Origin of the sequence: Pseudomonas sp. FG1, from assembly GCF_034313875.1 — a bacterium.
In the GTDB taxonomy this organism is placed as follows: Bacteria; Pseudomonadota; Gammaproteobacteria; order Pseudomonadales; family Pseudomonadaceae; genus Aquipseudomonas; species Aquipseudomonas veronii.
Map to the genome: position 1 here is coordinate 4,784,773 of NZ_JAVIWP010000001.1, position 12,841 is coordinate 4,797,613.

A 12,841-nucleotide genomic window follows, 5' to 3' on the forward strand; every position below is an offset into this window, starting at 1 on the left:
CATTCCATGATCGAGATTGAACGGGACCCGACGACACTCCCCCTGTTCGAGTTGGTGAGCCGTGAACTGGCGCGCCCGGTGGACCAAGACCTGCACGCACTGACTGAAGCGCTGATGGCGCGGTTCGGCGCAGGCATCTCGGCGATCCTGTTCTACGGTTCTTGCCTGCGCACACGCACCACCGATGAGGGGTTGATCGACCTGTACGTCCTGGTGGATAACTACCAGGACATCCACACCTCCCGGCTCAGTCAATGGGCCAACGCCCTGCTGCCGCCCACGGTGTTTCTGTTCACGGCCACTGATACCGCCGGCAAAACCCTGCGCGCCAAGTGCGCCATTCTTTCGGTGAGCGACTTTGAACAAGGCACCCATAGCTGGTTTCAAAGCTACCTGTGGGCGCGTTTTGCCCAGCCTAGCCGCCTGGTGTTCAGCCGCACGCCCGCCATCCAACGGCGCGTGGAGCGAGCGGTGTGCCGCGCGGCCTTGCGCATGATCAGCGAAACGGTCTCCCTGCAAGCTCCCTTGTTCAACAGCGACACGTTCTGGACCCGCGCTTTGAGCTTTACCTACGGCAGCGAACTGCGGCCCGAAAGCAGCAACCGCCCGGCACTGATTACCCAGCAGAATCAAGGCTACCTCGCCGCCCTCCTGGTCGCGGCCGCCCAGGTCGATGGCGTTGGCTTTGCCGGGTCGATGACCGACGAGCTGTATATCAACCACAGCACCGCTGAACAGCAGCGACGGCAGGCGCGGCACTGGCGGACCCGGCGCATTCAGGGCCGGGCATTGAACCTGGTGCGTCTGATCAAATCGCTGTTTACCGTCAAGGGCGCAGTGGATTACGCCATCTGGAAACTGGAGCGCCATTGGGGCGAGCCGATCAAACAGCCGGAACGGTTGCGCCGCTATCCGCTGGTGTTCTGCTGGCCGCTGCTGTGGAAGCTGTTGAAACAACGACCTCATACATGAAACCGACAGGATATTTCCCATGAGCACCAGGAAGACGGCTTTGACCCCCAAGAAAAAACGCAAACATCGTCCCAGCGTCGCCATCGGCCTGTGGATCATCAAACGCCTTGAAAATCTGATACGGCGCAGCTCTACGGTGGGTAACACGCCGTTCTTTGACCCGGCCATCTTCGCCTGGACCCGGGAGCTGGAATCCCGGTCGGCGGTGATTCGCGCCGAGCTCGATGCCGTGCTGCGCAACAGCGATGCCATTCCCAGTTTTCAGCAGATATCCAAAGACCAGGCCAGACTGACCCAGGACGACCGCTGGAAGACATTCTTCCTCTACGGCTATGGCTACAAGATCGACGGCAATTGCGCCCAGTGCCCACAAACGACCCAGGCCATCGAGGCCATCCCGGGCATGTACACCGCGTTTTTCTCGATTCTCAGCCCCGGCAAGCACATTCCGCCCCACCGCGGGCCTTACAACGGATTGCTGCGGGTGCATCTGGGGTTGATCATCCCGCAACAGGCCGAACAGTGTCGTATAGAGGTGGGTGATGAGGTCCACCATTGGCAGCAGGGCAGTTGCCTGGTATTCGACGACACTTACAAGCATCAGGTCTGGAACGACACTGACGAGCGGCGCGTGGTGCTGTTCCTGGATGTGCAGCGGCCCCTGACATTACCAGGCCGCTTGCTGAACCGGGTGGTGCTAAAGCTGATCCAGTGGTCGCCGTTCATACAGGACGCGCGCAGGAATCAGCAGAACTGGGATCGCGGGATCCTCAACCAGTAAATCATCGCCAATCAGGCTCCGGGGCTCCCCCGACGCCTGATTGGCGCGGTATCACGGCTTGCAATCAGGCTTGAGGGTGTCGAATCGCGACGCATCAACCAAGCCCAGGTGCGCAAGCACATCACGCCCCAGCTTGACCGGCGAACCACCTTTGCTGTGGGTTTTCAGCATAAGGTCCTCGGCGTATACCTTGTCACCCAGGCACAGCGACATCCGCACCAACTGATGCTGAGTGCTGCCAAAGGCGCTTTTGGTTTTTTCGGTGCGCAGTACTTTCCTCTCCAGCGTCAAATCGGTCGTGCCCGTCAATGCGTGCATCACCGGTACACTGAAACGCGCCCAATTCTCGCCATTTTTCTGGAATAGAACGAGGTCATGAACTTCAATGGAAGACTTCGGCGAAGTGGGACTAAGTTCGACCTCCACACTCCCTTGCTCAGGTTGAATCAGTGCCTTTTCCTGCCAACCGAAAACGGCGGCCTGGGTCAATTGCGGAATAATCAATGCCAACATAAAGCTGCTTAAAACTGTGGTATAGCGACGCATTATTTCACCCGGCGCAAATAGTAATTTCAGATAATGCAACAATAAAGCCCAATAACAGGCGCGCTGTGTTCAGCGCACTTTATCATCCGCTCTTATTTTACAAAATTAAATTATACCTAGCGCTAAAGTACACACGCACTGCGGTAAATTATTAACTTATTCGAAATACACTCTTTCACTTCGTTACATAGCTACTTCCATCGGCTGGCTGTTAACGTCATGCGCCCCAGGCAAAGCCTCAAGCGCCAGACCTACATGGCGACAAGGGCCCCTGACAATGCCTACCGTGATGAGGAAACTATGGAACCCGGCAGCTACCAACTGAGCATGAGCGTGCTCATGACCCCCGACAAAGCCAACTTCTCCGGCAACGTGCATGGCGGCGCGTTGTTGAAAATGCTCGACGAAGTGGCGTTCGCCTGCGCCAAGCGCTATGCAGGCCGTTACGTGGTCACCCTTTCGGTTGACCAGGTGATTTTCAAGGAGCCGATCCACGTCGGCGAACTGGTCACCTTCCTGGCGTCAGTCAACTACACCGGACGCACTTCGCTCGAGATCGGCGTGAAGGTCATGACCGAGAATATCCATGAGCGTACCGTGCGCCACACCAACAGTTGCTACTTCACCATGGTCGCCGTCGACGCCGCTGGGCGCCCCAGCCCCGTGCGCCCCTTGCTGCCTGACACGCTGACCGAGCGCCGTCGCTACGCCCAGGGCCAGTTACGCAGGCAACAGCGTCAGGAACTGCAGGCTCGCTACGACGAGATACGCGAACTGGGCACGCCCCGTTAGGCCCTTCGCTCACCCGCAACCCCGCCCGGAACACCAAGGATCAACTATGAAAATATCGCTCCTGAGTCGGAGCGGCCCCGAGATCCTCCAGTCCATGCTGGAAGGTGATGAAGAACAGTTGCGATTTTCTCCTGCGCAGCGCTCCATCGTCTAACAGCGGGTTAAAACAAGGCGGGTTCCACCGTGCGGCCGAGGGCTGGTCATCGTGCCCGGCACACCAGGTGGCCACAAAACTTTCGACGTGATGCCCATCGGCGCCCAAGGCAAGTCCTTGAGGCGCTTGGTGATCGCCGCCGCCACGGCGTAGAAAAAGGCCGAAGCCATTGCCAGGCAGACGCCGATCAAGTACTCGGCGCCGGTGGCCTGTCCACTGCCCTTGGCGGACACGATCAGCATCAGCCCGGCGAAGTTCGGCTGTCTCAGCCTCACCCAACGGGATGCGTACTGGCTGTATGAGCAGATCCTGCCGCTGTACCGCTTCGCCACACCGTCGCCACTGCCGCGTGTGCTCGGCCTGCCGAGCCCGGACGACGACCCGTATCGCGGCTTCGGCTGGGCCACAAGCCTGCCCTCGGCCCTGGTCGAGCTGAACTTGCAGGACATCTTCGGCAACCAGACCGGCGCCAACCCGGTCGGCCAGGGCCAGGTCAGCCTGCCCAGCGGCTATACCGATCCATTGCTGGGCGTCGGTGACTGGCCGGCGCAGGTCAGTGCCTGGGCGGTCAGCATCAGCGATGCCCAGGTGACCCTGAGCATCAGCCTGGAGGCACGCCCGGCCACGGTGATGCCGTCGCCAAGCCAGCCCGGCGATGCGGCCGCGCAAACCGCCGAGCGCCAGGCCGAAGCCTACGCCAAGGCCTACTACCAACTCGGCCAGCCGCTGAGCGCGGCGGTGGAAACCAGCCTCGACATCAGCGCCGCCCACGGTATCGACCAGCAACCGCTGTGGCGCTTCGCCGCCGCGTCCCAGGCCTTCAGCGCCAGCGCATCGCGCCTGGGTGCCGCCCGTGCCCCGGCCAATGCCACCCTCGCCTCGCTGGCCGAGGACTACAGCCTGCGCTACGCGGAAATGGCCCTGGCCAACGCGCAAGTGCCAATGCAGGCCCTGTTCGGTGTCGGTGCCCTGCTGAAGGTCCCGGCCTATGCGCTGTTCGCCGAAAACGACACGGCGCAGAGCATCGCCGCTATCACCCGCCCCAGCGGCTGGCCGAGCATCACTGCCGAGGCGTTGCTCGCTGCCCGCGAGAACGGCGAGCTGCCGCTGCGCAGCGGCGCGGTACTCAAGGTGTCGCCCGCACTGACCCGCAATACCGCCGACGGCAGCGCCAACCTGGCGACCCTGGCCAATCTCCTCGGCACCCTGCCGGGGTTGCTGGCCGGGGATAACGCCAGCCTGACCATCCTCACCCCGGGCATCACCTTCTCGGTCGCGGTGTCCGAGGCCGAGCAGGTGTCGGTCACGGTGACCGAGGCCGATGCACCGGCGCCGATCCGCTCGCTGGCGCAGGTCTGCACCACCTTCGCCGCCCTCGGGGTGAATATCAGCGTCACCGACCTGGGCCAGAGCCATCAGGCGCTGCCGGCGATCTTCCAGGCCAACCAGCTGATTTCCAGCACGGTCTGGGTCGCGGGCAACGACGACAGCCTGGGGCGCAACGGCAGCGGTCTGGACCAGGCAGCCCTGGCGGCGCTGAATACCCGCTCGGTCAATCTGTTCGAGATGGGCACGCTGTTGTATCTGGGCGACTTCAACGCCGGTGCGGGGATCAGCGCCGACGGCACACAGACGCTGCACCAGTTCGCCGATGCCCACGCCTGCCCGGCGGAACTGCTGCTGGGTGCCAACCCGGATCTCGCGGTGCCGGCGGACGGCGCCTTCGCCCTGCCAGGCCGGGTGAGCTGGCCGAGCGACGCGGCACAGGTGCGGGTGCCCTACACGATCCAGGGCGGCGACAGCCTCGACACCATCGCCCCGCGTTTCGCCCAGAACACCCTGGACCTGGCCACGGCCAACCTGGAGATGCCAGTGGTCGTGGCCGGTGGCGTGACCCTGAGCATCCGCGTCGGCGGCCAGTCCTACAGCCTGACCACCGCCGCCAGCGGGCAAAGCCTGGCCGTCACCCTGAGCCAGCTGCAACAGCTGGCGCCTGCGGCGACCCTGGCGGATCTGCTGGCAAGCATGGGCGACGATAGCCAGGCGCTGAACCCGGGCGCCCTGCTGATCTGCGCCCCCGCGCAATTCGCCAGCGCCACCGCACCATCGGCGATTGCCGGGCTGCTGGGGGTCAGCGCCGGAGCCTTCGCCCTGGCCAACGTCGGTACGCCAAACCTGATCGCCAGCGGTATCCGCCTGGATGCCCCGCAAGGCCAGGCCAGCGTGGTCACCCAGGCCAACGACTGCCTGAACAGCCTGATCGTGCGCTTCGCCGAAGCCGGGGTGCAGGTCAATGCCCAGGAAATCGTCGAAACCCCGGCGAACGCCGACAAACCGTTGTTCGCCGCCGCGGCACCGGCCCTGGTACCGCCAAGCGGGATGCGTATCCGCCTGCCGATCGGTGCCAGCGGGCCTTATCCGGGGCCGGCCTTCCCGCTCAATGTGAGCCTGACCCTGAGCCGGCCGACGGCGCTGATCAACCCGGACTTCGCCGCCGATAACAGCGCAGGCGTGTCGCGCAGCAGCAGCCCGATCCCGGCGCCGCTAGTACCTGCGGCCGAGGACCAGGGCGGCGGCCTGGCCTTCAATGCCTTTATCGCCGCCATGCGTGCGGCCCTGCCCGACCTGCGTATCGCCACCGGCCGCGCCCTGGAGGACAGCCGCGATCTGTGGGCGGTGAACTTCGGCGACACCGGGATCCGCTCCCTGAGCATCGCCGGGGCCACCACGGTGCCCGGGGCTCCGGGTCCGCAGCCACGCTTCTTTGCCCTGACCCCGCTGTACAAGAGCCTGGTCAGTCGCCAGGGCGTCGGCCTCAACGTTTTGCTGCCCGACGGCACGCTGTCGCAAGCCAGCAGCCAGCACGACTTCCAGGGCATCGACGTGGAGCCCTGGGCCGGGCGTTTCCTCTCGGACATGGACCGTATCCTCGGCGCCAGCAACGTCGCCGCGCTGTACCGTACCCCGGATACCCGTCAGACCCTCAGCGACCTGGTGGCGGTCAAGCGCCAACTGGCCGGGGCTATTCCCGAGGGGCTGGAGCCGGTCCTGGCAATCAGCGACCCGGATGCCGTCGCCGGCCAGGCGGCTGCGGCCACCACCCTGCAACAGCAACTGGGCGTCAACCTGTCCCGGGCCTGGAGTGCCTCGACCCTGGTGCAACTGAACCGCGAGGTCGCGTCGGCCTGGCAAGACCCGCACAGTGCATTGCTGCCAGCGGACATGTACGGCGGCATCGAAGTCACCAGCGGCGGCGAGGAACGCTCCTGGAGCATGAGCGCAGGCAAGTGCTGGCTGACCGACTTCTCGCCGTTCATCACCCTGCTGCTGACCGAGTCCGATCCCGCCAGCCACCGCGCGGTCACCGCCAACATGGCCTTCGGCATCACCGACCTGGAGCGCAATATCACCAGCGCCGGCCTGCCCGACGGTTATGCCGCGTCGCAATGGCTGACCTTCGTCCCGCCGCTGGGCGGCAGCGACGACCTTCCAGCGGCGTTGAGCGTCGACCTGGGTGAAGTCTCGGTGCCGATTGCGCTGCGGGATTTCCCGGCGCTGCCGGTGATCGTCGAGCAACGCGCCAGTGCCACCGCGCTGAACGCCGAACTGCGCCAGCGCCTGCGCAGCGGCCGCGCCCTCAGTACCCTGCGCGCAGACAGCGAGGTCAGCCTCGCCAGCCTGGCGCTGTGGGACCACCGCTTCACCTACTCCCACGAGCATGCCGAGCAGGACGACGTCAGCCTGACCCTGAGCTACAACCTGCGCCCCGACCCGATGATGCGACTGGCCGTCAGCGACGTGGATCTGTTCGTCGAGTTGGCGCGCTATATCGCCGTGGCCGATGGCCTCTGGGACATCCTCGGCGACCTGCCGCAAAGCGGCGCCCTGACGCCGGTGCAGAGCAATGCGGCGAATACGCTGCGCGATCTGGCCCGTGCGGTCGCCGGCAGCTGGAACGTGCGCCTGGTCGACAGCCGCCCGGATGCGCGCCTGCAGGCCCCGGACACCGATCAGTTCAGCTTCCAGGCGCGGGTCACCGACCGGGGTGGGCCGCAGACCAGTCGCGAAGTCGCCAGTCTCGGCTTGACGGCACTGAGCGCCGGCGTCGGTCCCGACGGGCAATGGCCGCAGGTCTGGGCATTGACCGCAGCGGGCTTGATGGTGCAATTGGAGCGCACAAGCGTCTCGGCCAGCGAGTCCCGTTACGAGGTGGCGCCGGGTGCCCATGTCCCGGCGTCGTGGCCGACCTTCAGCCTGGTCTTCGCTGGGCTCAACGTCGCCCGCTGGCAGAACGCGACGGGCTCGATCCTGGTCCAGCGCAACCAGAAACTGCTGGGGGCCGACGGGCCCTCGACCAATCCGGCGTTCGTGTTCCAGACCGACCGGGTCGAAGCCGCCAGCGTCGCCACCCCACTCAATGCCTGGGACCAGCGCGTGCCGCTGGCGACTGCCCCTACCACGATCAGCGCGGCCCTGCAGGCGGCCTTCGACAGCCTGTTCGGCGACGCTGCGGGAAATGGCGGGCTACGCATCACCGTCGGGGTGGCCTATGCCTACGAGCTGGCCACCGACCCACTGGAACCGAACCATGGATTGGTCGGGGAAACGCCGGTGTACCTGTATCCCAACCAGACGCTCGACAGCAGTACGGCAGGCAATCTGCAAACGGCGGTGGATACCTGGCGCGAGCAGGCCAATCCGCAGCGGGATGGCGGGGAATGGGTGTTTTCGTTGACCCTGTATTCGTCGCTGGTGGAGGACCGGCGACCGTTGCTGGTGATCGGGAATATGTATCTGCCGATGCTGCTGGAGCAACGTTGACGCCGCTCAGAGGATGATGTGCGGCGCGACGGCTGCACATCCGAGGGGGCTCTCACCGTCCTGCCGTTTGTCAGCCTTCCCCCCTGCCGACTTGGCAGGGTTGCGGAACGCATGGCGGCAACTGGAAGATGCCGCCGTTGGTTGCTGATTCAAGGCTTCAGGGCCTCAGCAGATTCTCGGCAGCTGTTCGCCCGACAACCAGTCCACCACCCTGCGCCCGCCGAATCGGGTCTGCATCTGCACGAAACCGTGGGCGTCTTCAAGGACCGTGCCGATACGCACCGCATGTTCGCCCAACGGGTTGAGGCGCATACAGTCGAGCAGCGGCTGGGCGTCTTCTTCGGCGCAGATTGCGATCAGCTTACCCTCGTTGGCGATGTACAGCGGGTCCAGGCCCAACAGTTCGCAAGCGGCCTCAACCTGCGGCTGCACGGGAATCGCCGCTTCGTCCAACAGCATGCCGACTCCGGACTGACCGGCAATTTCGTTCAGCGTGGTCGCCAAACCGCCTCGGGTCGGGTCGCGCAGTACGCGCAGGCCGGGAGCGACCGCGAGCATCTGCGCCACCAAGCCATGCAGCGCCGCACTGTCAGACAGGATTTCGGTCTCGAACGTCAGCCCTTCTCGCTTGGACATGATCGCCACACCGTGTTCGCCGATGCTGCCGGACACCAAAATCGCATCACCGGGGCGTGCGCGATGCCCGCCCGTGTCGACCCCCTTGGGGATAATGCCGATGCCGGTGGTGCTGATGAACACGCCGTCGCCACTGCCGCGTTCCACGACTTTGGTGTCGCCGGTGATGATCGGCACCCCGGCATCGCGGGAGGCGCGGCCCATCGACTCAACGATGCGCTTGAGGTCAGCGAGGGCAAAGCCTTCCTCGATGATGAAGCTGGCTGAGAGATAAAGCGGCCGCGCGCCGCCCATGGCGACGTCGTTGAGGGTGCCATGCACAGACAAGCTGCCAATGTCGCCACCGGGGAAAAACAGCGGCGACACCACGTGCGCGTCGGTGGCCATGACCATGCGTTCGCCGGGTTTGAGTTCCGGGCTGAAGGCGGCGCCATCGTTGCCCTGGCGCAACCACGGGTTGTCGAAGGCGGCGACGAATAGCTCTTCGATCAACTGCGCCGAAGCGCGCCCGCCAGCACCGTGGCCCATATCGACCACGCCGTCGCGAAAATTGAGGGGGCGTACATAACCGCGTTTTACGGGGGAACGGCCGGTCATACTGCAACAACCTCGATGTCTTTATAGCGCCCGTAGGCGTAATGAGCGGCGCAGGCGCCTTCGTTGGAGACCATGCACGAGCCCATGGGGTTTTCCGGGGTGCATACGCTGCCGAACAGGCGGCAGTCGGTGGGCTTTTTCTGGCCGCGCAGGATCGGCCCGCATTCGCAGGCTTTGTTATCGGCCACGGCGCGGTAATGCAGGTCGAAGCGTTTTTCTGCATCGAAGGCGGCGAACTCTGCGCGAATGCGCAAGGCGCTGAACGGCACCTCGCCAAGCCCGCGCCATTCGAAGCTCTCACGCAGTTCGAAGATCTCGTCCATCAAGGTCTGGGCGGCGCTGTTGCCGTTGCGGCCGACGGCACGGACGAATTCGTTTTCGACCTCGGCGCGCCCGTCGTTGACCTGGCGCACCAGCATCAAAATCGCCTGTATCACGTCCAGCGGTTCGAAACCGGCAATCACCACCGGCTTGCGGTATCGGCGGGCGAACTCGGCGTAGGGTTCGGAGCCAATGATGATGCTCACATGCGCCGGGCCGACGAAGCCGTCCAGTTCCACCGCCGCCGGATCTTGCCCGGGGGCGGCAAGGATATGCTCGATGGCCGCCGGGGTCAGGACATGGCAGCACAGCACGCTGAAGTTTTTCAGGCCGCGAGCGGCGGCGTCGCGGATCACCAGGGCGGTCGGCGGCGTGGTGGTTTCGAAGCCAATGGCCAGGAACACCACTTCACGCTCGGGGTTGGCCTCGGCGATTTTCAGCGCATCGCTGGGCGAGTAGATCATGCGGATATCCGCGCCTTGTGCCTTAGCGCGCAACAGCGAGAGGCCACCGGACGCCGGCACGCGCAGGGTGTCGCCATAGCTGCAGAGAATCGCTCCGTCCTCCAGCGCCAGCTTCACCGCCAGGTCGATACGCCCAATCGGCAAGACACACACCGGGCAACCGGGGCCGTGGATCATGCGGACATTGGCGGGCAGCAAATCGCTCACGCCGTAACGCGATATCGCATGGGTGTGGCCGCCACAGAATTCCATGAAGCGGTATTGGCGTTCCGGCCGGACTTCGTCGCGGATGCGCTCGGCAATGCGTTGTGCCAGTTCGCCGTCGCGGTATTCATCGATGTACTTCATAGGGCTTCCGGTTGCAGGCGGTCCAGCTCTTCGAACATGGCCAGGGTCCGCTGGGCTTCTTCGGGATCGATCAGGCCGAGGGCGTAACCGACGTGGACGATCACGTAGTCGTCGACCTGGGCTTGCGGCACCAGCGCCAGGGAGATTTCCTTGCGGATACCGCCCAAGTCGACGAGTGCGTTATCGCCGTCGCGCAATTCGATCACGCGTGCGGGAATGGCTAGGCACATGCTTGGGATTCCTTCAATGGCAAAGCGGGTTGGCGCTGCGGGTCGCGCCAGTGCGCGGCAACCCAGGCTTGACCCAGGGCCAGCCCGGCATCGCCGCAAGACACAGCCTGCGCGCTGAAAACCGCTAAGCCCCTGGCGGTCAATCGTTGCGTGAGCCGGGCACTGAGCAGGCGATTGGCGAAGCATCCGCCCCCGAGCAGCACCGGCAGCGTGGTGGATTGGTGCTCGATCCAGTCGGCAAGAGCGGCGGCCAGCGTCAGGTGAAACAGCGCCGCGCCTTCTGCGCTGCGTGCGCTGTCGGCGAGTTCGAACAGGCGGGTCAGCAGCGGGAGCAGATCGAGCACGCCGTCAGCGCGGAGATGCCACAGGCCGTCGATGACGGGCTCGGCGTGGGTTGCCAGGTATTCAGCGGCCAGACGCTCCAGGGCAATGGCCGCCTCGGCCTCGAATTGTTGACGCACGCTGATGCCGAGAATCCCCGCAGCGGCATCGAACCAACGGCCGGCGCCACTGCTCGGCGGGCAGTTGAGATTGCGCGCGAGCATCTGCGCGACAGTGTTCGCGCTTTGTTCGCCGACCAGCGGCCCGAGCCGCCTGAGGATTTCATCGTCGCGCCCCAGCAGATGCAGCGCCGCGGCGGCCAGGCGCCAGGGTTCGCGGGCGGCCACATCGCCACCGGGCAGCGGCAGTGGCAATAGATAACCGAGTCGGCGCCAGGCATCGCTGGCCACCCAGAGCAACTCGCCGCCCCAGGCTGCGCCATCGCTGCCAAGGCCCACGCCGTCCAGCGCCAGGCCGAGTACCGGGCCGTCGAGGCCATGTTCGGCCATCAGCGCGGCAATGTGCGCGTGGTGATGCTGCACGGCTACGGCGGGCACGTTGAGTTTTTCCGCCAGCGTCACCGCCAGTTGCGAGCTATAGAAATCCGGGTGCAAGTCATGGGCGATGGCTTGCGGCGTGACTTCAGCGCACGCCAACAGAGCGTCCAACGACGCCGCCAGGTCCAGGCAGCTTTGCGGGTCGCCCAAGTCACCGTGGAGTGGCGACCACAGCACCTGATCGCCCTGCAACAGGCAGGCGGTGTTCTTCAGCCACGCGCCACAGGCCAGCACCGGCGGCCAGACCTGCGCGCCAGGCAGTTTTTCGCTACGCATGCGGGGCCTCCACCTGAGCTTTGAGACGGGCCAGTTCAGCTTCCAGCTCGGCGATGCGCGCGGCGCGGCGGTCAACCTCGGGGGCGCCGGCCAGCAACCAGTCGAGCCAGGCATCCAGCCCGGTGCCGTCGCGGGCGCTGAGCTGGATGATCTGGATCTGCGGGTTGACCTGTCGCGCATAGTCCAGGCAGCGCTGCACGTCGAAATCCAGGTGCGGCAACAGGTCGATCTTGTTGAGGATCATCAGGCGCGCCGCGGCGAACATGTCCGGGTACTTGAGGGGTTTGTCTTCGCCCTCGGTCACCGACAGGATCGCCACTTTGCCCGCCTCGCCCAGATCCCAGAGCGCGGGGCAGACCAGATTGCCGACGTTCTCGATGAACAGCATGCCGGCCGGCTCACCGCCGTCATGGGCGTGATGGCTGTGTTGATGCTGTTGAGTCTGTACGTGGGCGTGCGGCTGCTGATCAACGTGGCTATGCACAAACGGCTGATGCGTGTGACCGGCCGCGTGCAGCGCGTCGTGCAGCGGCAGGCGGCTGTAGGCTTCGGTGATCATCCGGGCATCGAGGTGGCAGCCTTTGCCGGTGTTGATCTGGATCGCGGGTACGCCGGTTTCGCGGATGCGCTCGGCGTCGTGACGGGTTTGCTGATCGCCCTCGATCACCGCCAGCGGCAAGTCGGCGCGGCGTTGGCGCAGGGCCATGAGGGTGCTGCACAACAGGGTGGTCTTGCCGGAACCGGGGCTGGACACCAGATTGAGGGCCAGTACGCCGTGGGCGGTAAAGTTTTCCCGGTTACGCGCGGCGTGCCGGTCGTTTTCGCCGAGGATGTCTTGCTCCAGGCGGATGGTGCGGGCCTGGCTCATGCCGGGCACTGAAACCCGCGCCTGACCCGCGCCGTAATGCAGGTCGCCGGTAGCGTCGACCTGCACATCGCTATCGGTGGCCGGAGCTTCGGTCTTGTCGTGTGAATGTCCGGTTCCGCAACCGCAGACGACGCACATGGTGTACCTCCAAAATCAA

Annotated in this window: 11 protein-coding genes; 4 read left to right on the forward strand and 7 right to left on the reverse strand. The window is 64.8% G+C overall.

All coding sequences use genetic code 11. The features are described 5' to 3' along the window. The first annotated feature begins 6 nt into the window (after window positions 1–6). Window positions 7–972, forward strand: a complete 966-nt coding sequence (locus RGV59_RS21815; protein WP_126586822.1) for a hypothetical protein — start codon at window positions 7–9, stop codon at window positions 970–972. Window positions 973–991: 19 nt separating this feature from the next. Beyond that, a complete protein-coding gene (locus tag RGV59_RS21820; RefSeq protein WP_126586824.1) occupies window positions 992–1,753 on the forward strand; it encodes an aspartyl/asparaginyl beta-hydroxylase domain-containing protein in 762 nt (253 codons plus the stop codon). Window positions 1,754–1,804: 51 nt separating this feature from the next. Here the strand turns inward: RGV59_RS21820 and RGV59_RS21825 are convergent, their stop codons facing one another. Further along, window positions 1,805–2,299 (reverse strand): RimK/LysX family protein, encoded by a 495-nt coding sequence (locus tag RGV59_RS21825; protein WP_026139856.1) that lies wholly within the window; start codon window positions 2,297–2,299, stop codon window positions 1,805–1,807. Between the two features lie 300 nt (window positions 2,300–2,599). On the opposite strand from RGV59_RS21825, the gene RGV59_RS21830 reads away from it, so the two are divergent. Continuing rightward, window positions 2,600–3,091 carry an acyl-CoA thioesterase gene (locus RGV59_RS21830; protein ID WP_017845634.1) on the forward strand — a complete coding sequence of 164 codons (492 nt, stop codon included), beginning with the start codon at window positions 2,600–2,602 and terminating at the stop codon, window positions 3,089–3,091. Window positions 3,092–3,241: 150 nt separating this feature from the next. On the opposite strand, the gene RGV59_RS21835 is transcribed toward RGV59_RS21830, so the two are convergent. Then, complete coding sequence (locus RGV59_RS21835; protein WP_260473897.1) at window positions 3,242–3,487, reverse strand: hypothetical protein; 246 nt, start codon at window positions 3,485–3,487, stop codon at window positions 3,242–3,244. On the opposite strand from RGV59_RS21835, the gene RGV59_RS21840 reads away from it, so the two are divergent. Continuing rightward, window positions 3,468–8,066: a hypothetical protein gene (locus RGV59_RS21840; RefSeq protein ID WP_260473898.1), complete on the forward strand. Its 4,599-nt coding sequence runs from the start codon at window positions 3,468–3,470 to the stop codon at window positions 8,064–8,066. The genes RGV59_RS21835 and RGV59_RS21840 overlap by 20 nt on opposite strands. Before the next feature lie 165 nt (window positions 8,067–8,231). Here RGV59_RS21840 and hypE read toward each other — a convergent pair whose 3' ends face one another. From hypE to hypB, 5 genes are read right to left on the reverse strand one after another with little or no spacing between them, the layout of a single operon-like run. After that, complete coding sequence (hypE, locus tag RGV59_RS21845) at window positions 8,232–9,299, reverse strand: hydrogenase expression/formation protein HypE (protein WP_126586826.1); 1,068 nt, start codon at window positions 9,297–9,299, stop codon at window positions 8,232–8,234. Further along, window positions 9,296–10,432, reverse strand: a complete 1,137-nt coding sequence (gene hypD, locus RGV59_RS21850; RefSeq protein ID WP_046383289.1) for a hydrogenase formation protein HypD — start codon at window positions 10,430–10,432, stop codon at window positions 9,296–9,298. The genes hypE and hypD overlap by 4 nt, the downstream gene beginning before the upstream one ends. Further along, the gene (locus RGV59_RS21855) at window positions 10,429–10,662 is read right to left on the reverse strand and encodes a HypC/HybG/HupF family hydrogenase formation chaperone (protein WP_046383288.1); all 234 of its coding nucleotides are present in this window, start codon (window positions 10,660–10,662) and stop codon (window positions 10,429–10,431) included. Before RGV59_RS21855 ends, hypD begins: the two co-directional genes overlap by 4 nt. After that, window positions 10,653–11,816: a carbamoyltransferase HypF gene (locus tag RGV59_RS21860; RefSeq protein ID WP_126586827.1), complete on the reverse strand. Its 1,164-nt coding sequence runs from the start codon at window positions 11,814–11,816 to the stop codon at window positions 10,653–10,655. The genes RGV59_RS21855 and RGV59_RS21860 overlap by 10 nt, the downstream gene beginning before the upstream one ends. Then, window positions 11,809–12,822, reverse strand: a complete 1,014-nt coding sequence (hypB, locus tag RGV59_RS21865) for a hydrogenase nickel incorporation protein HypB (RefSeq protein ID WP_046484087.1) — start codon at window positions 12,820–12,822, stop codon at window positions 11,809–11,811. Before hypB ends, RGV59_RS21860 begins: the two co-directional genes overlap by 8 nt. Window positions 12,823–12,841 lie beyond the last annotated feature (19 nt).

What these genes read in the sequence shown, in the direction of transcription:
- hypB (WP_046484087.1), bottom strand. Translation starts at nt 12,822, where the DNA reads ATGTGCGTCGTCTGCGGTTGCGGAACCGGACATTCACACGACAAGACC.
- RGV59_RS21820 (WP_126586824.1), top strand. Translation starts at nt 992, where the DNA reads ATGAGCACCAGGAAGACGGCTTTGACCCCCAAGAAAAAACGCAAACAT.
- RGV59_RS21855 (WP_046383288.1), bottom strand. Translation starts at nt 10,662, where the DNA reads ATGTGCCTAGCCATTCCCGCACGCGTGATCGAATTGCGCGACGGCGAT.
- RGV59_RS21825 (WP_026139856.1), bottom strand. Translation starts at nt 2,299, where the DNA reads ATGCGTCGCTATACCACAGTTTTAAGCAGCTTTATGTTGGCATTGATT.
- RGV59_RS21830 (WP_017845634.1), top strand. Translation starts at nt 2,600, where the DNA reads ATGGAACCCGGCAGCTACCAACTGAGCATGAGCGTGCTCATGACCCCC.
- RGV59_RS21860 (WP_126586827.1), bottom strand. Translation starts at nt 11,816, where the DNA reads ATGCGTAGCGAAAAACTGCCTGGCGCGCAGGTCTGGCCGCCGGTGCTG.
- hypE (WP_126586826.1), bottom strand. Translation starts at nt 9,299, where the DNA reads ATGACCGGCCGTTCCCCCGTAAAACGCGGTTATGTACGCCCCCTCAAT.
- hypD (WP_046383289.1), bottom strand. Translation starts at nt 10,432, where the DNA reads ATGAAGTACATCGATGAATACCGCGACGGCGAACTGGCACAACGCATT.
- RGV59_RS21815 (WP_126586822.1), top strand. Translation starts at nt 7, where the DNA reads ATGATCGAGATTGAACGGGACCCGACGACACTCCCCCTGTTCGAGTTG.
- RGV59_RS21835 (WP_260473897.1), bottom strand. Translation starts at nt 3,487, where the DNA reads ATGCTGATCGTGTCCGCCAAGGGCAGTGGACAGGCCACCGGCGCCGAG.